At 44.4% G+C, this 21,388-nt stretch carries 24 protein-coding genes; 3 read left to right on the top strand and 21 right to left on the bottom strand.

Annotated elements, in window-relative coordinates; translation table 11 throughout:
- From AB4Z17_RS12950 to AB4Z17_RS12940, 3 genes are all read right to left on the bottom strand, one after another.
- Positions 1–964, bottom strand: a 964-nt coding sequence (locus AB4Z17_RS12950) for a Glu/Leu/Phe/Val family dehydrogenase (protein ID WP_441960095.1), incomplete at its 3' end; no start/stop codon positions are given.
- Positions 965–1,100: 136 nt separating this feature from the next.
- Positions 1,101–1,715: a genetic competence negative regulator gene (locus tag AB4Z17_RS12945; RefSeq protein ID WP_339203296.1), complete on the bottom strand. Its 615-nt coding sequence runs from the start codon at positions 1,713–1,715 to the stop codon at positions 1,101–1,103.
- 203 nt (positions 1,716–1,918) lie between these two features.
- Positions 1,919–2,242, bottom strand: a complete 324-nt coding sequence (locus tag AB4Z17_RS12940; RefSeq protein WP_339203298.1) for a hypothetical protein — start codon at positions 2,240–2,242, stop codon at positions 1,919–1,921.
- Positions 2,243–2,419: 177 nt separating this feature from the next.
- On the opposite strand from AB4Z17_RS12940, the gene AB4Z17_RS12935 reads away from it, so the two are divergent.
- A complete protein-coding gene (locus tag AB4Z17_RS12935; RefSeq protein WP_441960093.1) occupies positions 2,420–3,277 on the top strand; it encodes a polysaccharide deacetylase family protein in 858 nt (285 codons plus the stop codon).
- Here AB4Z17_RS12935 and AB4Z17_RS12930 read toward each other — a convergent pair.
- Together AB4Z17_RS12930 and AB4Z17_RS12925 are read right to left on the bottom strand one after the other, a co-directional pair.
- Positions 3,267–3,500, bottom strand: coding sequence for a hypothetical protein (locus AB4Z17_RS12930; protein ID WP_076271370.1), 234 nt, complete (start codon positions 3,498–3,500; stop codon positions 3,267–3,269). The two genes, AB4Z17_RS12935 and AB4Z17_RS12930, sit on opposite strands and share 11 nt — an antisense overlap.
- Positions 3,497–4,090, bottom strand: a complete 594-nt coding sequence (locus tag AB4Z17_RS12925) for a CPBP family intramembrane glutamic endopeptidase (protein ID WP_441960091.1) — start codon at positions 4,088–4,090, stop codon at positions 3,497–3,499. The genes AB4Z17_RS12930 and AB4Z17_RS12925 overlap by 4 nt, the downstream gene beginning before the upstream one ends.
- Positions 4,091–4,201: 111 nt before the next feature.
- On the opposite strand from AB4Z17_RS12925, the gene AB4Z17_RS12920 reads away from it, so the two are divergent.
- Complete coding sequence (locus AB4Z17_RS12920; RefSeq protein WP_441960089.1) at positions 4,202–5,122, top strand: hypothetical protein; 921 nt, start codon at positions 4,202–4,204, stop codon at positions 5,120–5,122.
- Positions 5,123–5,137: 15 nt separating this feature from the next.
- Here the strand turns inward: AB4Z17_RS12920 and AB4Z17_RS12915 are convergent, their stop codons facing one another.
- On the bottom strand, positions 5,138–5,464 hold the full coding sequence (locus tag AB4Z17_RS12915; RefSeq protein ID WP_441960087.1) for a rhodanese-like domain-containing protein: 327 nt from the start codon (positions 5,462–5,464) through the stop codon (positions 5,138–5,140).
- 240 nt (positions 5,465–5,704) lie between these two features.
- Here AB4Z17_RS12915 and serA point away from each other — a divergent pair, with 240 nt between their 5' ends.
- Positions 5,705–7,297, top strand: a complete 1,593-nt coding sequence (serA, locus tag AB4Z17_RS12910) for a phosphoglycerate dehydrogenase (protein ID WP_441912608.1) — start codon at positions 5,705–5,707, stop codon at positions 7,295–7,297.
- 131 nt (positions 7,298–7,428) lie between these two features.
- Here serA and AB4Z17_RS12905 read toward each other — a convergent pair whose 3' ends face one another.
- From AB4Z17_RS12905 to AB4Z17_RS12835, 15 genes are all read right to left on the bottom strand, one after another.
- On the bottom strand, positions 7,429–8,895 hold the full coding sequence (locus AB4Z17_RS12905) for an ATP-binding protein (protein ID WP_441960085.1): 1,467 nt from the start codon (positions 8,893–8,895) through the stop codon (positions 7,429–7,431).
- Complete coding sequence (locus AB4Z17_RS12900; protein ID WP_053376699.1) at positions 8,896–9,612, bottom strand: response regulator transcription factor; 717 nt, start codon at positions 9,610–9,612, stop codon at positions 8,896–8,898.
- 27 nt (positions 9,613–9,639) lie between these two features.
- Positions 9,640–10,899 carry a cytochrome c biogenesis protein CcsA gene (gene ccsA / locus AB4Z17_RS12895; RefSeq protein WP_339203306.1) on the bottom strand — a complete coding sequence of 420 codons (1,260 nt, stop codon included), beginning with the start codon at positions 10,897–10,899 and terminating at the stop codon, positions 9,640–9,642.
- Positions 10,896–12,554 carry a cytochrome c biogenesis protein ResB gene (gene resB / locus AB4Z17_RS12890; RefSeq protein ID WP_441960101.1) on the bottom strand — a complete coding sequence of 553 codons (1,659 nt, stop codon included), beginning with the start codon at positions 12,552–12,554 and terminating at the stop codon, positions 10,896–10,898. The genes ccsA and resB overlap by 4 nt, the downstream gene beginning before the upstream one ends.
- A gap of 17 nt (positions 12,555–12,571) precedes the next feature.
- Positions 12,572–13,102 carry a redoxin domain-containing protein gene (locus AB4Z17_RS12885; RefSeq protein WP_441912606.1) on the bottom strand — a complete coding sequence of 177 codons (531 nt, stop codon included), beginning with the start codon at positions 13,100–13,102 and terminating at the stop codon, positions 12,572–12,574.
- Positions 13,103–13,190: 88 nt separating this feature from the next.
- Positions 13,191–13,937 carry a pseudouridine synthase gene (locus AB4Z17_RS12880; RefSeq protein WP_054026970.1) on the bottom strand — a complete coding sequence of 249 codons (747 nt, stop codon included), beginning with the start codon at positions 13,935–13,937 and terminating at the stop codon, positions 13,191–13,193.
- Between the two features lie 54 nt (positions 13,938–13,991).
- Entirely contained in the window at positions 13,992–14,495 is a 504-nt protein-coding gene (locus AB4Z17_RS12875; RefSeq protein ID WP_441960099.1) for a spore maturation protein, read from the bottom strand.
- A 25-nt stretch (positions 14,496–14,520) separates the two neighbouring features.
- Positions 14,521–15,183 carry a nucleoside recognition domain-containing protein gene (locus tag AB4Z17_RS12870; protein WP_441912605.1) on the bottom strand — a complete coding sequence of 221 codons (663 nt, stop codon included), beginning with the start codon at positions 15,181–15,183 and terminating at the stop codon, positions 14,521–14,523.
- Positions 15,184–15,253: 70 nt separating this feature from the next.
- Entirely contained in the window at positions 15,254–16,450 is a 1,197-nt protein-coding gene (locus tag AB4Z17_RS12865; protein ID WP_441960084.1) for a D-alanyl-D-alanine carboxypeptidase family protein, read from the bottom strand.
- A 129-nt stretch (positions 16,451–16,579) separates the two neighbouring features.
- Entirely contained in the window at positions 16,580–17,062 is a 483-nt protein-coding gene (gene ytfJ / locus AB4Z17_RS12860) for a GerW family sporulation protein (RefSeq protein WP_441960083.1), read from the bottom strand.
- Positions 17,035–17,727 (bottom strand): DUF2953 domain-containing protein, encoded by a 693-nt coding sequence (locus AB4Z17_RS12855; RefSeq protein ID WP_441912602.1) that lies wholly within the window; start codon positions 17,725–17,727, stop codon positions 17,035–17,037. The genes ytfJ and AB4Z17_RS12855 overlap by 28 nt, the downstream gene beginning before the upstream one ends.
- Positions 17,728–17,785: 58 nt before the next feature.
- Positions 17,786–18,388 (bottom strand): SMC-Scp complex subunit ScpB, encoded by a 603-nt coding sequence (gene scpB, locus AB4Z17_RS12850; protein WP_076271382.1) that lies wholly within the window; start codon positions 18,386–18,388, stop codon positions 17,786–17,788.
- Positions 18,357–19,136 carry a segregation and condensation protein A gene (locus AB4Z17_RS12845; RefSeq protein ID WP_441960081.1) on the bottom strand — a complete coding sequence of 260 codons (780 nt, stop codon included), beginning with the start codon at positions 19,134–19,136 and terminating at the stop codon, positions 18,357–18,359. Before AB4Z17_RS12845 ends, scpB begins: the two co-directional genes overlap by 32 nt.
- A gap of 35 nt (positions 19,137–19,171) precedes the next feature.
- On the bottom strand, positions 19,172–19,642 hold the full coding sequence (ribH, locus tag AB4Z17_RS12840; RefSeq protein ID WP_441960079.1) for a 6,7-dimethyl-8-ribityllumazine synthase: 471 nt from the start codon (positions 19,640–19,642) through the stop codon (positions 19,172–19,174).
- Positions 19,643–19,664: 22 nt separating this feature from the next.
- Positions 19,665–20,900 (bottom strand): bifunctional 3,4-dihydroxy-2-butanone-4-phosphate synthase/GTP cyclohydrolase II, encoded by a 1,236-nt coding sequence (locus AB4Z17_RS12835; RefSeq protein ID WP_441960078.1) that lies wholly within the window; start codon positions 20,898–20,900, stop codon positions 19,665–19,667.
- Positions 20,901–21,388 lie beyond the last annotated feature (488 nt).

Here is a 21,388-nt window from a genome sequence, read left to right as displayed (position 1 = left end):
TCGTTGGGCCATTCGCTGCTTCTACTACGATGGTTGCTTTAATGAGATGGGCATTTTGTTCCGTTATTTGATTCTCGATTGCGGCAGGCACAAGCACATCACAATCGAGCTCGAGCAGCTCAGCATTCGTTATTGTGTTCGTAAACAAGTTCGTTACATTGCCAAAGGAATCTCGACGATCGAGCAAATATTCGATATCGAGTCCTTCTTTATTATACAACGCTGCGTTCACATCGGAAATACCTATCACGCGCGCACCGGCCTCATGCATGAATTTGGCAAGATAACTTCCAGCATTACCAAAGCCTTGAATGACGATTCGCGCATCCTTTATGTCTATATTTTTCATGTTCAAAGCCTCATGGATCATCATAACGACCCCTCTGGCTGTAGCTGTCTCTCTTCCTTTGGACCCGCCAAGCACAAGCGGCTTCCCTGTTATAAAGCCTGGAGAATCAAATTCTCGAATGCGGCTATACTCGTCCATCATCCAAGCCATAATCTGTGAATTAGTCATCACATCAGGCGCAGGAATATCTTTGCTTGGTCCTACGATTTGGCTGATGGCCCGCACATACCCTCGGCTTAAATTCTCAATTTCTCGGAAAGACATCGTTCTTGGATCGCAAATAACGCCGCCTTTACCGCCGCCATAGGGCAGATCAGCAATTCCACATTTTAGACTCATCCAAATGGACAATGCCTTTACCTCGTTTTCAGTGACGGCTGGATGAAAACGCACACCGCCTTTAGTAGGTCCAACCGCATCATTATGCTGTGCTCGATACCCCGTAAACACTTTTGTTTTGCCATCATCCATCCGAACTGGAATACGGACGGTCAGAAGCCTCATGGGCTCCTTCAATAAATCAATCATATCCTGATCATAGCCAAGCCTGCGCAGCGCTTCTTCAATAACAATCTGAGTAGAATGCAACACATCGTTTGCTTCTTTATCACTCATTCCAATCACCGCCTTTGTCTACATCTAATATGAGCGCCTTTTCCTTCGTATATTCCATTATTATGTCATGCTACATGCAAGAAGAGCATCGTACAGACAAAATCAGCCTGCAGATGCTCTATCCGTGTACATTTGATTAAAAACTAAAATGATTACATATTTCCCTTACCGCTGTTTCGGGTATAATCACTTTTCCGTACTCTTCCAGCATGGCGTAGGTTACCGAAGTTGCTTCACCATACTCAGCGAGCAATGCAATAACAGCGTTATGCCTGGAAGCCTCGATAAGAGCAGGTTCCAGCGCTAATATATATTTGCCATGATAGGAGTACAAACGTCCGTCTTCCGTAAGCGTAGAGCTTAGCAATTGCTTGCAAACCGATATGACATCCTCAAAATCGCGGAAAGAGTACATCACAATATCGCTTTGCTCAAGCGTCACTTCCATCTCGTATATTTCGTCTTCCGTGTCGTCATCTTCAGTTGGCCTATCGCCTGCATGACTGTTCATTTTGCCACGGGTGACAATCACTACCATACCTTGAGCGGGGAGGGCAAACACTTCGACCGCTAATGGGCCGCTGGCATCGAATCCAAGTTCACTATATGCTTGATCCATCATTTCACTGAATAGTTCGTGTACTTTTGGAATTTCGCGCCACATGTCGTCCTTCTGGATCCCCCGTTCCAGCAGGTCGTCGAACGTCAGGAAAATCCGAATCTTATCCTGGCTCAGTCGTTCGATTTTCATGACAGGATCCTCCTCTGCAGCATCTGTTGTAATAGCGTATGAATTTCTAAGTAAGATGTGATCAAATTGACCAAATCATGCTATGTAACTACTTTATCATGTCTTTTCACTGATTGCACTAATAATGAACGAAAAAAAGAATCGTTTGATCGCATCGCATTTCTGCTTTGCGTCCCTACGATTCTGCATGCTTGCTGCTCTACTTAGTGGGAAAAGGCTGACGATTCCGCTTTGATCTTGTCCGCTTCCTTCTTCAATGAGGGATCGCTGTTTACGATAGCCTCAATTTGTCCCCAAGCGGCTTCGGATTTTACGGCGGTATCGTCTGAATGCTTTGGGGAAAGCGCAGACGCATTTTCCTTGACAGATTTACTCATCATTTTCGCAACAGAATTGCGTGCAACATTGGAACAAACGTCAGAAAACGCATGTGCTGCCCATGATACTGCTCCAGGCTTTCTGCGCGAGAGATATACCGTTGCTGCTGCGCCAATTATTCCACCGACTAAAAAGCCACTTAACCTCATGATCTTGAACACCTCTTTCCTAATTCATCTTGCGTATTCAGTTGTTAGTTTGACCGACAAGCAGAAGCGCCATTCCATATAAAATAAGGAAATCATCCTTATCCTTCTATTAGGCAAATATGATACAATGATGTCGTTTCAGCAGCATTTACATCAAAATAATGGAGGGCAAGCATCATGAAGCGTAACCTGCCTATAATCATTCTGCTTCTCGGGTCGCTTCTAACGGCCTGCAGTGCGCAGCAGCAAAACGAGAGCCTGCAGTCTTCAACKGAAGCCACTGAGACAGCAGCCGTACCCGAGACTTCACAAAGCTCAAACAATGCAATAAACGATGATACAGTCGTAAAGAGTGAGGAACCTACGCCAACCGCTTCGAGTGAGCAGGAAACCGGCATAACAGCACTATATCGAATGAGCGAAACCTATCGCTTCGTACCGATTGAGGAGAGTACATCAAGCAAGGTTGTTTTGCTTACTTTCGATGATGGGCCAAAAGATGAAACCGTCTTAACCAGCATGCTCGATACCCTTGATAAACATAAGGCGAAAGCGATTTTTTTCGTAAATGGTTATCGGGTGAAAAAAAATCCCAATTTGTTGAAGCTCATTGATGAACGCGGACAAACAATCGGCAACCACTCTTGGGATCATAATGATTTAAAAAAAGAAGCTAAAGAAGTCGTTGAACAGCAAATCGGCGATGTTCAAACAGATGTCGAAGCTTTAATAGATAAAAAACCATTGTTTTTCCGCCCTCCGTACGGCTCTGGCGGTGATACGGTCAAGGAAATTGCAAAAAACCACGGCATGCTTTACATGACGTGGTCAAATGGTTCCCTTGATTGGGATAAAACGGCTAAAAACAAGCCTGAGGTTGTCATTAAAAATGTGCTGGAGCAGCTGCATCCCGGCGCCAACATACTGATGCATGAGCTGCAGTGGACTGCCGATGCTCTTGATGAGTTGCTCACCTCACTTGAAAACAAAGGCTACGGATTCATTGATCCAGCCACCATTGAGGTCACTCGCTAAATTTTAAGCCATACCAAAAAAGTCCACCAACTAAACTTACAAACAATAGGAACAATAAATTGTAATAAAACTTTGTAACCTTATTCATTTGTGTAGGATGTTTCTTTCGCCGAGGCGGCAGAGCTTCTCCCTGATTGGAATCCGTTCCGATGATGGACGGCTCTGCCGTCTCTTCATGCTGTGCTGAAGCTCTCGAATTTCCAAACTTTTCTTTCCTGCTCATGACTCCCTCCTGAATCTTATAATTAAACCCATGATGAAATCGATCAAAAAGTGTGCAATAATCGGTGCCCAAATCGTACCTGATTCCATATAAATCCAGCCTAAGCCATAACTAATCGAAAATACGAGTCCGGTGGGAATCCAATGTTTTAAATACCTTACATGAATAGTAGCAAAAATTATGCTTGTCCAATAGGGACCTATGGCATGCTGAATCGCCCCGCGAAAGAGCAATTCCTCACAAATAGCTACAACTAAGGAAATAACTGCAATATGCCAAACCTTCCGCGTCCGAAAAATACGATCATTTACTCCGCCATCATCGCTTGCTTCTTCTGGAACAAAGCGCGAAATAAGCAGGTCGACTATGATAACTGCTGCTGCCAAGCCTGCACCCCAAAAAACAAAAGCAAGCTCCTTTGGAGGCGTAAATAAAGCAATCACATTTTGATGCTGAAATAAAACCCATATTAAACCGATAATAAAAGTAAATGCTTGCGTAGCATATAAATTGATTAACAGCATGCGGTCATCAAGCTCATCAACGGACACCTTTCGAATGCGAATATTGCGAATATCAAATTTCTTCATAGCTTCCCGCCTGTCTGGAACGTTCATATTTTCTTTTTCGACCTTTTCACCTATACTGGTAGAACAAATCGACAGAATTATTTTTTTACATAGAAGGAGATAGAGATAGAGATGGAAAAAAAATTAACGACAACCGCAATGTTATTCAGTGTTGGATTTGTATTTCTACTTATTTGTACCGTTGGAGCCTTTTTCTATGGCATTCAAATTGGCACTGAAAAGACTAAAGCCCGCTATGTGAATGAAGCAGATGACGCAAAAACAACAACCGCTTCAGCAACCCCTTACCAGCAACAAGACTTGGTATCGTTCTATCATACTGTATTTCTTCCTTATCGTGAATTTCAAAACGAATGGTTCGCAGCTATGAACAAATTATCGCAAGGAAAGTCATTTGAAGCAACTTCTATGTTTAAAGATTTGGCAAGACTTGCTAGCGCCAAAGCAGATGAAGCAAGCTCGATTGATATGCAAAAATCTCCACTGCTCGGAGAAGCTCAGGTTAGTTACATACGAAGTCTTAAACTATTTAATGAAGCTGCTGTCAACGCAGCGGCTAGTGCAAAGAAATTATCCTTTAATGAATTAATGAAAAATGTCGAACAAGATAAAACCTATCTCTCTGCCGCTCAATTTGCACTAAACGCTCAGCAGCAATATTACTCCGCTATGCTGAAATGGTCAGCAACGGTAGATCTTGATATTCCTTCAGAATACAAGGCTCCAGCTCTGCTGGAACTGTCAGCATGGAAAAACTTTAACATTACGATRAAAAACAAAGTAATGGCTGATCAGCTAATGACTCGCAAAAAACTTACTGCCTATTATCCGCAGGATTTAACAAGTCGAGTAGATGAGCTTGTCCAATCTGGACAAGCAACCAAGTTAAAATTGCATTCCGTATCTGCTGTTGTTGATTTACTGATTAATACGGAAGCCGTTCGTTCAGGTGACTTCAATGAGAGCAAATCAAGGCTTTATCAACAGGCACTTCTACCGCAGCTGCCTTTTTTCTACCCTGAAACAAATTAAATTTCAGTTCCTTTGTTAATCATATTGAAACCCTTGTAAAGAGGCTATAGCCGCCATCCCACCGGTAACGTTGTGAAGGCTGCTGTAGCCTTTTTCTTCTAAGTAATTGCAAACCGCTACACTTCGTACGCCATGTGCGCAGATGATATAGATAGGCAGCGTGTCGTCAAGCTCATTCAGTCGCACAGGAATCGTGTTCATTGGAATTAATTTTGATGTCTCCAAATAATAAAACTCCCATTCAAACTCTTCTCTTACATCTATGATTTGACTTGCTTCTACTTGTCCATTCCCTAGCAGTTCAAGCAAAAATTGCGGTGTCACATCCTGCCATTTCGTCATGAATAAAGACCTCCAATGTCGTAAATTGTTGCTAATGATGCTTGAATCATAACGAAATTTTCACAATTCAGCAAGTTTGAGGATTGCTTTTGTCCACCACATTGCTTTAAAATAGAAAAGTCTAAGTTCGATGATCAAACTCTCGACCCGCTGCTGCACAACGGTGCCGGGTAGAGGGTTTTTCTGTTCATATTAAGCGAAGCCTAATAGCTTCGCCCCATTTTAGGAGGCATACTTCACATGTTTAAAGTGTTAGTTTCCGATCCAATCAGCGATTTGGGCATTCAGCAGCTTGTTGATGCGTCAGATGTCGCAGTCGACAAAAAACCTGGACTCAGCGAAGACGAATTAGTTGCAATTATTGGTGAATACGATGCGTTGCTAGTACGCAGCCAAACTCGCGTAACAGCAAAAATTATGGAAGCTGGCAAACAGCTTAAAGTAGTTGGCCGTGCAGGTGTTGGCGTCGATAATATTGACCTAGACGCAGCAACTCAGCGCGGTATCATTGTAATCAATGCACCAGACGGCAACACCATTACAACTTGTGAGCATACATTTGCTATGATGATGGCGGTAGCCCGTCATATTCCACAAGCGTACATGAAAACCGTTAATGGAACATGGGACCGCAAATCCTTCCTAGGCGTTGAGCTTCGCGGCAAAACACTAGGCGTACTCGGTATGGGACGTATCGGCAGCGAAGTTGCCAAACGCGCAAAAGCCTTCGGCATGGATATTTTGGGTTATGACCCGTTTATGACAGAAGAAAGAGCAACAAAAATCGGCGTGAAGCTTGCTAGCGTGGATGAAATTGTTAGAGGTGCAGATTTTATGACTGTACATACACCTTTAACGCCTGAAACTCGCCATATGATCGGCAGAGCTCAATTTGAAGTGATGAAGCCCGGCATGCGAATTATAAACTGCGCGCGCGGCGGCATCATCGATGAGATTGCTTTGGTTGATGCAGTGGATGCTGGTATTGTCGCTGGCGCCGCATTCGACGTATTCGAAGTGGAGCCTCCTGCTAATGACCATCCTTTCTTGACACATCCAAAAATTATCGTAACTCCGCATCTTGGCGCTTCGACTGTTGAAGCACAAGAAAACGTTGCGATTGACGTTTCGGAGCAAGTGCTTCATATTCTCCGCAGCGAGCCATTTATCAATGCGGTTAACATGCCTCCGATTCCGGCAAACCTGCAAAGCATTCTTCAGCCATACTTTACACTTGGCGAGAAGCTTGGCAACTTTATTGCACAATCGACTGAAGGTGCAGTTACCGAAATCGTTGTTGGTTATGCTGGAGAGCTCGCAGAGGTTGATACGCAGCCACTTACTCGTTATATCGTTCGCGGCGTTCTAGCGCATCACCTTGGCGCAGAGCAGGTTAATGTGGTTAACTCCCTTCACCTTGCGAAGGTGCGCGATGTAAACATCGTCGTTCAAAAATCGCATGCTTCGAAAGACTTTACGAACCTGGTAACCGTGTCCCTCCGTACGAAAAAAGAAGAACGTATTGTTTCCGGCACATTGCTCACTGGATACGGACCTCGTATTGTCCAAATCGACAAGTTCCCAGTTGATGTGACGCCTGAAGGAAACCTAATCCTAATCTCGCATAACGATAAGCCTGGTATTATCGGACGAGTTGGAACGCTTCTGGGCAACAATGACGTTAACATTGCAACGATGCAAGTAGGTCGTCAGCTTGTTGGCGGCTCCGCAATCATGGTTCTGCGTGTGGATAAAGCGACACCTAAGGAAGTGCTTGAGCAGCTAACAAGCATGCCTGAGCTAAACACAGCGAAAGAAATTACACTTTTTTAAATAAATTTGTTTACTATATAGGAGAAGAGCCTGCCGATTCATTCGGCAGGCTCTTCTTTTGTTTCACGAACAACAAGAATTATCTTCTGCTTTCTACAAAAAAAGCGCCCCCAGCAGGAGCGCTTTGACAACTATTGATGAGCTTCGACAGGAAGTAAGATTGTAAACGATGTGCCTGTGCCCGCACTGCTTTCGACTACAATTCGACCCTGATGAAGATCGATCAGATTTTTTACGATGGCAAGTCCAAGTCCTGTTCCACTTGATGAGCCGCGTTTACGCGCTTTATCCGCCTTATAGAAGCGTTCGAAAATAAAAGGCACATCCTCGGTTGGAATCCCTTGCCCCTCGTCTCTGACGCGAAGCTCCACATACTGTCTTCCGTTTACGTTTGCATGCTGACCTGAAATAGTAATCGACTTGCCCGATGGCGTATGCCGCAATGCGTTATCAAGGAGGTTAGTCAATACTTGCTCGAGCCGATCCTCGTCTGCTTCTTTAACAAGCAGCGGTTCATTCGGCAGCTCCGCAAGCAGCTTCACCTCGCGCTCCTTCGCATAAACTTGGAATTTTCGATGCACGCGTTTCAAGACATGAGCAAGATCAATCTCTTGGAAGTTCATATCGACGTGACCAGCTTCCATTCTAGCGATATCCAGAAAATCATTTACGAGTCTGCCCATTCGCAGCGACTCGTCATAAATGACTTGAACGAGCTCCTTGCGATCTTCCTCCGACACGACAATATCATCAAGCAAAGCTTCACTATAGCCTTGCAGCATCGATAGCGGCGTTCTGATCTCATGTGAGATGTTAGCCACAAAATCTCTTCTCAGCTTCTCAAGCTTATGCTCCTCCGTTACGTTACGGATAACGGCAACAGCCCCGCGAATAACATCCTTCGACTGCAGCGGAGCCATTACAACTGACCACACGCTGCTTAGAACATGAACCTTATCGGTAACATCCCTGCCCTCTTCCATCACTCTTTGAAACAACTCGCGGAGCGGCATTGGAACCTCGGAATATGCAGTCGAGCTCTCGGACTCATCCTCTTGCCAGACAAGCTCTACCCCTGACCACTGATTGATTAGCAAATGACCAACTGGATTCGTAAGTATGACTTTACCTTCCGCGTCGAAGGTAATGACTGAATCCCCCATACTTCGCAAAATGCTCGCAAGATGGTTTTTCTCATGATTGATGTCATGAATCAGCTTATTCAGCTGCTCCGTCATATGGTTAAACGTATCCGCAAGTTCGCCGATCTCATCACTGGAGCGTATATGAACTCGGGTTGTATAATTCCCTTGAGAAATCGATACCGCTGCATCCTTTAGTTGAAGCAGCGGCTGTTGAATTTTTTTGGATAAGAAGAAAGCAAAAAATGTTGATAACAAAAATCCGACAATCGCTGTTACAACAAAAAGCACTTTCACCTGATGCGTATTGTTTTCTTTAAACCATATGTCAACGTATTGAAGTAAAAACACGCCAACGATAAGCAATACGACAGCAACAAGCAGCATGATTGTCGCCCAGAGCTTTCCAACTACACTGCGGTACAACTTGCCAATTGAACGATGCCACAAGCTCATTTACTTAGGTACCTCTAGCTTATAGCCGACTCCCCAAACGGTAGTAATCATAGATGCCGCATCAGGAGACACTTTATTCAATTTCTCGCGCAATCGTTTTACATGGGTGTCGACAGTCCGCAAGTCACCGAAAAACTCATAGTTCCATACATCCTTCAAAAGCTCTTCACGAGAGAACACTTTATCAGGCGAAACTGCCAAGTAATGCAGCAGCTCATATTCTTTAGGCGTTAAGCTTACCTCTTGTCCACCAGCCGTTACACGGTGAGCATCATGCTCGATAACCAAATGAGGGAATACGATATTGTTGCTTGAATTAATTTCTTTTGTTAAGAACGCAGTAGCCGAGGAACGTCTCAAGATAGCCTTCACTCGGTAGATAACCTCGCGTGGACTAAAAGGCTTGACGACATAATCGTCCGCGCCAACCTCAAAACCCTGCACACGGTTCATTTCTTCACCTTTAGCGGTTAGCATAATGACAGGAGTAGCCTTCACTTGACGCAGACGGGAGCACACTTCTACGCCGTCGATTCCTGGCAGCATCACATCAAGCAGAATGAGCGCGTAATCCGTATTTGAAGCTAATCTTAGGGCAGTTTCTCCGTCTTCTGCCTCGTCGATTGTGTAGCCTTCCTTCTCTAAATACATTTTGAGCAAGCGACGGATCCGTTCTTCATCATCTACGACCAATATACGGCTTGAATAATCAGACATAGGGCAATTCTCCTCTCAATCTAAGTTCTAAACACCAGAATAGGAATGCAAACCTGCAATGACGAGGTTAACCCCAACGAGCGTAAATAGTACAACCACGAAGCCGATTACAGCGAGCCATGCAGAAGGTTTTCCCTGCCAGCCGCGCGATAAACGGAAATGCAAATACGCACTATAGTACAACCATGTAATTAAAGCCCAAACCTCTTTCGGGTCCCAGCCCCAGAAACGGCCCCATGCAATATTGGCCCATATCATTGCGAATATTAATGCACCGAGTGTAAAGATCGGAAATCCAATTGCGATGGATCTGTAGCTGATTTCATCCAAATCTTCTGGATCTACACCATCCATAACAGGATGTATGACCGCTCCAAGCGGCTTTCTGAATACTAAGCGCAGCAAGCCATAAAGCAAGGAACCTGCAATAATCGTCCATATAACGGTATTAAACTTGCGTCCTGAATTTGCGCCTTCCATCCAAGATGGTGCTTCGAATAATGGCTTGCTCATGCCGAGGAATGATTCATATTCGACCACCTGGCTGTTATAAGGTTTAACAATTGGCGGCAGTGTATAATTTACTGTCTCCGAAGTTGTCGACTCTATTCCCTTGGCATCAATAGTAGATGTTTCTTGAATAAATTTCGCTTCATAGCCCATTCCGCGGAACGCGAATACAGCGACGATAAAACCTACAATTAGAATAATCGTATATAAAGAGAACTCGACCCAGAACTGCGATCTTTTTGCTTCTTTTGTTTTGCTTTTGAAATCAACCACTCTTAGCAAATACATGAGGCCGGCAGCAAAACCAACGGCAAAAAATGCTTCGCCTAGAGCGGCTGTCGTTACATGTACTTTTAGCCAGTAGTTGTTTAGAGCCGGTATTAGCGGCTGTACCTCTTGCGGAAACACAGATGCATAAGCAACAATAATTACCGTTAGCGGCAATGAGAACATGCCCAGCAGCGGTTTTCTGTAAATACTGAAGACAATCGTAAATGCAATCATGATTGCCATTCCAAGGAAAGTCATGAATTCATACATATTGCTCGTTGGAATTTGGCCGCTTCCAGCCCATCTTGTAAAGAAGAAGGTCAAATGCGATGCAAGTCCAAGACTCGAAGTAATGAATGCAATTCGTCCCCAACGCTTCTCATGCTGCAAAGGATCACGATTGCTCCATTTCTTACCCGCAATGGCAATGACATAAAACATAAATGCGAAGCAATACAGGAAAAATGCGACAATAAATGCGTCGCTGCTAAAATCGACTAAGCTCACGCGTTGTTCCCTCCGTTATCTAGCGACTTCGGATCTACGGTTATCCCTATTTTTTTAAGGGCTCCCGCTACATCTGAGCGCATACCGTACCAGTTTTTATTCGTATGAGCGCCCAATGAAAGCTCTCCATTGTCCACTCGCAGCCAAATTCGGCGGTGCTGCCAATAGGACCCCATCAGCAAGCCGAGCATGGAGAACACTGCACCTACCCAAACATATGGCAGTGCCTTATCCATCCTTACGTTCAAGTAAGTGGATGCTTCAGAGAAATCTACATTTTCCATGCCGTCCACTCGAATTTCTATCTTATCCGCGATACCGTGATTAATGGCATCCTGCGAAAATTTAACTTTATCCTTTTGCATTGGGAAATACATATACGGCTCACCTTTTGGATCAAGTCCTGGACCTTTAACCGTGTATACGAACGCCGGAGCAATCGGATCACGTGACAAAGTCGTTGGCTCGCCATTGTCGCCAATTGCAAATTCCATGTAATTCGCATATAAATCAAGGGTGTATGGCCCGAGCTTATGCTGCAGCGCTGAATCCTTCATTGGAAGGTCGAACGGACCATATTTCTCTCCCGTCGCTTTATCTATGAGAATTGGATGCACAGCGTTCAATCGAGGCGTTGTATCATAATCAAATTGATACAGCTTTAATCCTTTGTACTTAAGCGGCTCGTTGACAATAATATTATGCCGCTCTACTTCTTTAAGCTCTGGTTTCTTTGTTTGGTCACTGCAGTTGCTAACGCATTCATAAAGAACCGCTTTTGTCTCAAAAAGCTTCGCACGGGTTATTCCTTTAAGCTTGTCCGGCAATTCCTCGTCTTTATAATACTCTACAGTAAACTTTTCGTTTTTAACATAATAATTCGTATTCGCTATTTGGACCGTATCCCCATCAGGGACCATTATGTAGCTATCCATTTGCCAGCTCGGAATGCTTCTTGCCAATATGGCTAATAGAAACAAGATAAGGCCGATGTGATTGATGTAGGGTCCCCAGCGGCTAAAACGATTTTTCTCCGCAAGCAGCGCAGAGCCATCTCGATGAATGCGATAACCTTTGCGCTTCAGCTGCATGCCGAAATTTTCAACCCATTTTTCCTCATCGCCTTCAATCTGATATTTAAATACCGTCTTCTGACGATGAATAAACTGCAGATGCTTGCGAATTTGCTGCTTGCTGAGAGCCCGATAAAGCGGGAGCACACGATCCAAGCTGCAAATAACGAGTGAGGTGCCAATCATCACAAGCAAGCCAATGAACCACCAGGATTCGTACGTATGCGATAATCCTAGCAAATAATACATTTTGCCAAGAAATCCATACGTTTCTTCATAATGAACGGATGGATCTAAGTTATTTATGAATGTGTTTTCCTGTGGATAAATTGTTCCAAGCATCGCAGTCAAAAAGGTAATTACGATCAAATAAATCGCAATTTTGACTGACGAGAAAAAACTCCATATTTTATCGATATAATTGGGATTGCTTTTTTGCGATCGACGAGCAACACCATCGTAACGCATTTCTAACGGCAAATCGGAAACCGTATCGTTTACAAGCGGTTTGCCGCAGCTCTCACATAGTACGGTGCCTATCGAATTTTGATGACCGCACTCACATTTTGTGTTTTCAACCACTAACACAATAATACCTCCTACAGCTGAAGAAGCCGTTCAATCCGTTCATCAATTTCCTCTTCCGTCATGCCTCCTACTTTTATTTCCATAATCGTCCCATTTGGATTAATGAAAAAAGTAGTAGGGTATGACTTTAGACCATAGCTTCGTTCTGTTTTGCGATTTACATCGCGCAGAATCGGATAGTTCAAATCAAAACGACGGACAAAATTGTTCACGGTCAACGTGTCCTCGCTTAAATTTATAGCTAAAATCACAAGGCCTTGATCCTTCCATTTCGCGTACTGTCGTTCAAACTCCGGCATTTCCTTCACGCACGGTGGACAGAATGTGCCCCAGAAATTAATGACGACAGCTTTTCCCTCATAATCAGACAGTTGTTTAAGATTTCCATCTAAATCAACAAGCTCAAATGCAGGCGGCTTCCCGCCTTCCTTTAAAGGTCCTTTGTCATCCGCGTCAAATAAGGTAGATCCAATTGCGTACCCACCTATGATCAAGACGGCAATCAAAATGACAATTTGTACCGTCTTGCGCGATTTTCCCATAATTGTTTTTCACCACCAGCTTCTTTCTATGCAGCCACGAATATTACCATTATAACGAAAAGTCGACGGCAATTACTGCCGCCGTCGATTACTTTTTATGAACTTTATGTGTCTTGCTTTGCGCTATCGCAAGCAATTCTTTAATTTCCTGAGGCGTGAGATGACGATACTTACCTCTGCCTAGGTTTTCAAGTCCAACTTCGCCAAAACGAATTCTTTTCAGCCTAATCACCTTATGTCCAATAGCTTCAAACATCCGGCGAACCTGACGGTTCCGGCCTTCAAAAATCGTAATTGTAATCGTTGCTTCATTTCCGTCCGTGTCTACATCATGATATTCCACTTCTGCAGGCGCGGTCATGCCATCCTCTAGCTTAATCCCTTTTTGCAACTGCTCCAATGCCGTTCCATGAGGAACGCCTTTAACGGTCGCACGGTATGTTTTGGGAACATGATGACTTGGATGTGTTAACAAATTAGCGAATTCGCCATCATTCGTTAGGATAAGAAGTCCTTCCGTATCATAATCCAATCGACCGACCGGATATACTCGCTCTTTAATACCTGGCAAGAAATCAGAAACCACTTTGCGGCCTTGTGGATCTTTGGCGCTAGTTATGACTCCCTTGGATTTGTTAAGCATGAGATAGAGCTTCTTCTCGCTCCGAATCGGCTTGCCGTTAACCGTAATTGCATCAACCGCTGGATCAGCCTTAACGCCTAGCGTCGTAACCTTCTCACCATTAACCTCAACCATTCCTGCCAAAATCATTTCTTCACATTTGCGACGGGATGCAATTCCCGCTGCTGCTAATATTTTCTGTAAACGTTCCAATGCTTTCACCTCAATCTCCATCATAACGATATGAAGGAGAAAGTACAAGCTTCACTAGCCGAATATGTATAAGCAAATGAAAATTGCTGCGAAAAAACCGACTATATCGGAAAATAAACCAACTTTTAACGCATATCGTGACTTTCTTATTCCAATCGCTCCAAAATATACAGTAAGCACATACAGGGTTGTATCCGTGCTGCCTTGAATCGTGGAAGCAATTCTGCCGATCATAGAATCCGGGCCAACGTTTTGAATAAGGTCAGTCGTGAAGGCTAACGAGCCTGCGCCAGTCAAAGGCCGCAAAATCCCGAGCGGCAGCACCTCGCTTGGAATACCAACCCAATCAAAAAGAGGTCGAACTGTAGAAAGCAGCAATTCCAAGGCTCCAGATGAGCGAAACATACTGATAGCAACCATCATGCCAACCAAATGAGGAATGATATTAATCGCTGTTCCGAAGCCATCTTTGGCTCCTTCAACAAACGTTTCATAGACAGGTACTTTGCGTCTTAAAGCTGCATAAAGCGGAATAAATACGATAATGGCAGGAATCATCCATGCGGATAAGCTTGTAAAAATATTATACAATTGCCTCACCTCCGGAAGCTGGTGAAGCTGCAGTCTTCTTCTCAGGTGGTCGAGGTGGCGATGGCGTTATAGGCGGCGGTGGAGACTTTCTTCGATACCAACGGTCAGCAAGTATTGCAGCCGTAGTAGCAACAAATGTCGCTGCCAGCGTTGTACCGATAATTTCAGCAGGGTTAGCTGAACCATAATTCATTCGAATGGCAATAAGCGTGGTGGGAATAATCGTAATGCTGGATGTATTTAGAGCAAGCAGCGTGCACATCGCTGGAGTTGCTGTAGCAGGATCAGGATTAAGCTTCTGAAGTTCCTGCATTGCTTTTATTCCCATTGGCGTGGCTGCATTTCCTAACCCAAAGAGATTAGCGCTTAAATTACTCATTATATATCCGAGAGCTGGGTGATTGGGAGGAACGTCAGGAAAAAGCTTCCGCACCACAGGCCCGAGCATTCGAGCAAGTGTGCGCAGCAGCCCTGCATCCTCCGCTATTCGCATCATGCCAAGCCAAAACACCATGATACTAATTAATCCGAAGCTCACGGTGACACCCGACTTGGCTCCCTCGAAAGCTGCTTGTGTTACCGCATCCATCTTACCCGTTATCGCAGCTACTACAACGCTCGCTACGATGAAAAACAACCAAATCCAGTTAACCATTTAGGTCGCCTCCCCCTCTACGCACCTATACTGTTTTGCAAGCAATCAGCGTCTCCCGCGCAGATTGCTGCTAATGCTCAAATAATGCATCTAATACTTTGATAATAGAGCCAAATATCGGCCCACGCTGATCATGCTTGTTTGCTTTTTGAAAATCAGCCAGCGATTGCAATGATTTTTGCGATGTCATTGAAAGTTGAAGTCTGCTGCTGTTTGGATCATACACAGGAACAGCACCAATTTGCTGCTCGTTTAAATACCATTCCAGAAATCCGCGCTCTCCTAACAAATATCGTGTTGTTCCTGCTTCAAGCAGCACAAGACGTGATTGAACATTTCCCGTTTCCTGCTCTTCCAGCGGGTATTTAAAAGATTGTCCAACAGCATAAGGGTAACCAGAAACTTGCTGCCCTTTAACTGCTATCTCTTTAAGCGGATAATGACCAAAACCCCAATCGAGCATTTTCCGGTGATCTGCCCAATCATCGCTGTCATTTATCGTCACAGCAGCAAGCTGTTGACCATTCCTAGTGGCGGAGCTAACTAAGCAGCGCAATGATTTTTTGGTATACCCCGTTTTTACACCGTCAGCACCCTCATACATCGTTAGCATTTTATTTTTGTTCGTGTAGCTGTACTCCCATTTCTCATGCGGATTAGGCACTTTTTTTACGCGCGTGCTTACGATTTCTGCAAATACGTCATTTTTCAAAGCATATGCAGTCAGCTTGGCCAAATCATTAGCTGAAGAATAATGCTCATCATCATCCAGCCCATGCGGATTTTTAAATTGCGTATGTTTCAAACCTAGAAAGGTCGCTTTCTCATTCATTAAATGAACAAAACCTTCCTCCGATCCTCCAACATGCTCCGCGATTGCCGTTGCCGCATCGTTGCCGGATCTGAGCATCAGACCATACAACATATGATGCAAACTCATTTCTTCGCCWAGCTGAAGATAAATCGAAGAACCCTCTTTACCAACTGCTCGTTTGCTTGTCTTCACCATATCAGTCAGCTTTCCATGATCTATTGCAACAATAGCTGTCATGATTTTCGTTAAGCTTGCTATCCGCATCGGGGTATCGCCATCACTGCTATACAAAACTCTGCCTGACTCGACATCAATTAGAGCCGATGCTTTGGCATTCGTATACAGCTTGCTTGGATTTGCGCTAACTGGGGGCAAAACGCTTGTCCCAACCAATAAAGCAGATAACATTCCAACTGCAACAAATCGTTGCAGTTTTTTGAAATTCATTTTCATACTTGCCCCTCCCGCAGCGATAGTAGATAAAGCTTGTGTGTGCGTATTTCAGTATATGCCTGTACATGTGGCTCTAGACGAAAAGTAGCTAACAAAAATGAAAAACTGCCCTCTCGGGCAGTTATGTCATCAGTTGTGTTCGTTTGCTTCGACACGTTCACTGATCACAGTTTGAGACGTATCCGTGTATACACCAGTACTCGCAGGCTGCTTCATCATCGATTGCAGCTTATCAAATACATGCGGAGCTGAGTCGATTACCCGCTCAAGCAGATGTGTTTGATTATCGAGCGGAACAATTTTTACGCCATGTGTTCCTACGACCAAGAAAGCAATTGGCGTAATCGACACGCCGCCACCGCTACCGCCGCCGAATGGAAGTGAAACAGAAGCATGCTGTGCATCAGATTGAGAGCCGTTCTTATGATCGGCATCATCTAATCGAATGTCACTGCCTCCTGCTACAAACCCAAAGCCTACTTTGGAGATCGGCATAATAATGCTGCCATCCGGCGTTTGGACAGGGTCGCCTACAATAGTATTGACGTCAACCATCTCTTTAATATTTTCCATTGCGGTTTGCATTAAGCCTTGAATAGGATGTTCTGCCATACCTTGACGCCTCCTTTCAATTTCCTCATCCGAACTAAAAGCTGCAGTCCGGCAAGAATAGCATAACCGAAGCGGATTTGAGCTATGCATGACCATTCCGTTGTAAAAGCAGATCGTTGATAAATAGGCTGAACCATCATTTTCGGCTCCGTTTTGAGCTTAACCATTTGGGACAATACGCCAATGATCGATGTTTTTATAGACCAGACAAATCCAGTCGTCATTGCCGTCCACATCGCATCACCGGTTCCTACTGAGGTTGACCAGTTCCATTCTAAAAGACGGACCTTCGTAAGCGACTTTCTAACCCATCCGGTTAAGTTTTTCGTCATTTGTAACACTTGTTTTGTTCTTTCCATGAGATGAGCTATTTTTTCTGCGTCAATGTCCTCGTTATATTGTTTCCAAGTGTCAACGGCCACATTCTTTTTTGAAACCTGTTCCTTAAGTTGGATGGAGGTTCCTGTGAACTGAATAATCGGCACTTTAAAGCGGTATCTGAGGATTCCAAATAAGGCCTTAATATTCAACTCAAAATCATCGTTGTGATCTATTCTCCTCAGATGGCCTCTTAATTCGACCTGCGAAGTGAGGCAGACGACCAAAATGAGCAAAAAAAAGAGACCGACCGCCGTCATCCAACCGTAGGGGTAACCGAGCATCATGATGCTTCCTCCGTTTCCCTAATATGGGTTGAATATAGTATGACCCGGCGGCCAAATCTCATTCTTTTATTTCTTCAATTGTCATCTGCGTGCCATCTAATCTCTCGAATAGCAGCTGGGTTTGTTCCTCCAAGGCATCATCGATATCAACGCTGCCTGGTTCTGGCAATTCTTTTATGGACGGCAATCCAAAATAATCTAAAAATGATTTCGTCGTTCCGTACAAAATAGGTCTGCCAATCTGCTCTGCGCGGCCAACCTCTTCGATTAAATCCTTTGATACAAGCGATTGAATCGCCCTGTCACTCTTTACGCCGCGAATTTCTTCAATCGATATTCTTGTTATCGGCTGGCGATAAGCGACGATGGACAGCGTTTCTAATGCAGCTTGTGACAACTGCGATCTCGTAGGAGTGTATGCCATACGCTCAAAATAAGGCGCATGCTCCAAATGAGTCGTCAGCCGATAGGATGCTGCCACCTCTGCGATTTGAATACCGCGCCCCTCGCGCTCCAAATCGCGCTGCAAGTCATAAACCAAATCGGAAGCGAGCTCCGCATCCAGCTCCAAAATATCAGCCAGCTGCCGCTTCGTAAGGCCTTCATCACCTGCCATAAACAGCAGGCCCTCAATAATTGTCTTCAACTTCGGATAATCCAATTTGCGACGACTCTCCTCTCCAATGAATGRCGATGTCGTCAAATAACTGATGCTGAAAACAACGAATATGTTTCATTTTCATTAATTCCAGAATGGCGAGAAAAGTAACCACGATTTCATGCCTGTCCATGTTCTCGCGAATAAGCCGTGAAAAACGAACCGTTTCGAATTGCTTGAGCACCTCGACAATGTCCCGTATACGATCCTTAACGGAAATCTCGTCTCGATGTATGGTAGCAACGACATTACGCCTTGAAGCGCGGCGCAGCGCCTTTTGAAAGGCAGTAATCAAATCCGACAAGTGAAGCCCCTCAACCGGATTAACAATCTCTTCCTTCAAAAATGGCGTCATATCCTCAGGTTCCCTTGAATAGACAAGGCTGCGCTCGAATTCCTTCTCGCGCAGCTGCTCGGCTATTTGTTTGAATTTCCGGTATTCTACGAGCTTCTGGATGAGCTCATCGCGTGGATCCAATCCGTCATCCGGCCAATCCTCATAGTCTTCCTCAAATACAGGCGGCTTTGGAAGTAGCTGCTTGCTCTTTATCGCCAAGAGGGTTGCCGCCATAACTAAAAATTCACTCGTGACCTCAAGCTCGAGCTCTTTCATCGCATGAAGATAATCCATATATTGAATCGTAATCTCACTGATAGACACCTCATGGATATCGATCTCCGCCTTGTCGATCAAGTGAAGCAGCAGATCCAGCGGCCCCTCAAAAGAATCCAGCTTATAAAGCACTGACACTTACATTTCCTCCCGCCTAGCCTTATCTTCGCTGCTTAGCCTTGCAATTGTTTGGTAAGATTCGCCATTTCAATTGCGCTTGTAGCAGCCTCATAACCTTTGTTGCCTGCTTTTGTGCCTGCACGCTCAATGGCTTGTTCAATCGAATCAACAGTCAATACTCCAAAAATCGTCGGAATGCCTGTTTTCAAAGCGATAGCCGCAACACCTTTTGCTGCTTCGTTGCAAACAAAATCGAAATGCGGTGTTGAACCACGAATAACAGCGCCAAGCGTAATGACAGCATCATACTTTCCGCTTTCCGCCATTTTTTGAGCGATTAAAGGAATTTCAAACGCTCCCGGCACCCATGCTACCTCAACCTCTGAATCCTGTGCGCCATGACGTTTGAAAGCATCAAGTGCGCCTCCAAGCAGCTTGCTTGAAATAAACTCGTTAAAACGTCCTACTACTACTCCATATTTTAAACCTTCTGATACTAAATGTCCCTCATAAATTCGTGTCATTTGTCATCTTCCTTCCATTATTTTAAATGATGTAGTCAATATCTTCAAAGCTAAGTAAATGACCAAGCTTAGATTTCTTTGTGCGGAGATAACTTTTATTATCTTCCTTTAACTCCATTTGTATTGGAATACGTTCTACAACCTCTAGTCCGTAGCCTTCAAGACCTTTAATTTTCCGAGGATTGTTCGTCATCAAGCGCATTTGGCGAACGCCGAGATCCTTCAAAATTTGTGCGCCTATACCATAATCGCGCAAATCTGCCGGAAAGCCAAGCTTTAAATTAGCATCTACCGTATCAAAACCTTCTTCTTGCAGTGCATAAGCCTTCAATTTGTTAATCAGACCAATGCCTCTGCCCTCTTGGCGCATATAAAGCAGAACGCCGCTGCCCGCTTCTTCGATCTGTTTAAGCGCCGCTTCAAGCTGCGGTCCGCAGTCGCAACGATGCGAATGTAAAACATCGCCGGTTAAGCATTCAGAGTGAACCCGCACAAGCAAGGGAAGTTCAGGATCGATGTCGCCTTTAACGAGTGCGATATGCTCTTTGTTATCCACTAAATTTGTATAAGCAATAGCGCGGAAAGTGCCAAAATCAGTTGGCAGCTTCACATCAACCGCTCGCTCAACAAGCTTTTCTTTCTCGTTGCGATATTGAATCAGCTCTTGAATCGTGATGAGCTTCAGATTGTGCTTTTCTTTAAAGACAAGCAAATCTGGCAAACGAGACATCGTGCCGTCTTCATTAATGATTTCACAAATCGCTGCTGCAGGCGCCGAGCCGCACATGACCGCCAAGTCTATAGCCGCCTCTGTATGTCCAGCACGGCGGAGTACGCCACCAGGTCTTGCAATCAAGGGGAAAATATGACCTGGCCTGCGGAAATCTGCTGCTTTCGTCGTTGGATCAATTAACGCTTTAACCGTTTCTGAGCGTTCAAATGCGGAAATCCCAGTAGTCGTTCCAATATAATCAACGGAAACGGTAAATGCCGTACCATGATAATCGGTATTATGCGTAACCATTGGCGGAAGGTCAAGCTGGTCTGCTCGCTCTTGCGTAATTGGAACACACACAAGACCTCTAGCCTCTGTAATCATAAAATTAATGACCTCAGGCGTCATTGTATCAGCAAGTGCAATAAGGTCGCCCTCATTTTCCCGATCCTCGTCGTCAACGACAATAATCGGCTTGCCAAGCTTAAGATCAGCCAAAGCAGCTTCAACTGAATCAAATGGTTTTTTATCTGTTTGTTCCATATGGGTTTCCCTCCTTTGTGACAACCAAACCTTTATAAGGCTTCTACCTTGCCTTCAAAGGTTATTTTAAAGTCTAAAACCAGTTTAAAACCAAACCTTAAAGGCTGATACCAAACCAAACCTTAAAGGCTAATACAAAATAAACCTTAAAAGCTTTTCGAACCCACCCAAACCCTCCCTTCCAAGGGAGGGCCCCAAGGACTGCGTCCTCTGGACACTTGCAATTGGACTAACGTAGGCATGACTCAGAAGGTTGTGACCTAACATTGCTTAAAGATCGCTTTCGTCCCTGCGGGACATGCTTGCTGTTTGTGCGTTCTAGTCTTAGGTTACCTTAGCTTTTGAGTATGTTAGAGCACCTAAGTCGATACCTGCTTTCACTAGTATTAGACCACGTACATCTTACGCTCAATAGTTAGCTGGAAAAACTCCATCTAATTCACCTGATTAGCCGTTTATTCTTTAATTAGCTGGAATTTCTCACGTTA

Source organism: Paenibacillus sp. TAF43_2, from assembly GCF_052113545.1.
Taxonomy (GTDB): domain Bacteria; phylum Bacillota; class Bacilli; order Paenibacillales; family Paenibacillaceae; genus Pristimantibacillus.
Note: the sequence above shows the minus strand (reverse complement) of the source record. Positions and strands in the feature narration are given on the sequence as shown.

What these genes read in the sequence shown, in the direction of transcription:
- AB4Z17_RS12945 (WP_339203296.1), bottom strand. Translation starts at nt 1,715, where the DNA reads ATGAAAATCGAACGACTGAGCCAGGATAAGATTCGGATTTTCCTGACG.
- AB4Z17_RS12940 (WP_339203298.1), bottom strand. Translation starts at nt 2,242, where the DNA reads ATGAGGTTAAGTGGCTTTTTAGTCGGTGGAATAATTGGCGCAGCAGCA.
- AB4Z17_RS12930 (WP_076271370.1), bottom strand. Translation starts at nt 3,500, where the DNA reads ATGAGCAGGAAAGAAAAGTTTGGAAATTCGAGAGCTTCAGCACAGCAT.
- AB4Z17_RS12925 (WP_441960091.1), bottom strand. Translation starts at nt 4,090, where the DNA reads ATGAAGAAATTTGATATTCGCAATATTCGCATTCGAAAGGTGTCCGTT.
- AB4Z17_RS12915 (WP_441960087.1), bottom strand. Translation starts at nt 5,464, where the DNA reads ATGACGAAATGGCAGGATGTGACACCGCAATTTTTGCTTGAACTGCTA.
- serA (WP_441912608.1), top strand. Translation starts at nt 5,705, where the DNA reads ATGTTTAAAGTGTTAGTTTCCGATCCAATCAGCGATTTGGGCATTCAG.
- AB4Z17_RS12905 (WP_441960085.1), bottom strand. Translation starts at nt 8,895, where the DNA reads ATGAGCTTGTGGCATCGTTCAATTGGCAAGTTGTACCGCAGTGTAGTT.
- AB4Z17_RS12900 (WP_053376699.1), bottom strand. Translation starts at nt 9,612, where the DNA reads ATGTCTGATTATTCAAGCCGTATATTGGTCGTAGATGATGAAGAACGG.
- AB4Z17_RS12885 (WP_441912606.1), bottom strand. Translation starts at nt 13,102, where the DNA reads ATGGGAAAATCGCGCAAGACGGTACAAATTGTCATTTTGATTGCCGTC.
- AB4Z17_RS12875 (WP_441960099.1), bottom strand. Translation starts at nt 14,495, where the DNA reads ATGATTCCTGCCATTATCGTATTTATTCCGCTTTATGCAGCTTTAAGA.
- AB4Z17_RS12870 (WP_441912605.1), bottom strand. Translation starts at nt 15,183, where the DNA reads ATGGTTAACTGGATTTGGTTGTTTTTCATCGTAGCGAGCGTTGTAGTA.
- ytfJ (WP_441960083.1), bottom strand. Translation starts at nt 17,062, where the DNA reads ATGGCAGAACATCCTATTCAAGGCTTAATGCAAACCGCAATGGAAAAT.
- AB4Z17_RS12855 (WP_441912602.1), bottom strand. Translation starts at nt 17,727, where the DNA reads ATGATGCTCGGTTACCCCTACGGTTGGATGACGGCGGTCGGTCTCTTT.
- ribH (WP_441960079.1), bottom strand. Translation starts at nt 19,642, where the DNA reads ATGACACGAATTTATGAGGGACATTTAGTATCAGAAGGTTTAAAATAT.
- AB4Z17_RS12835 (WP_441960078.1), bottom strand. Translation starts at nt 20,900, where the DNA reads ATGGAACAAACAGATAAAAAACCATTTGATTCAGTTGAAGCTGCTTTG.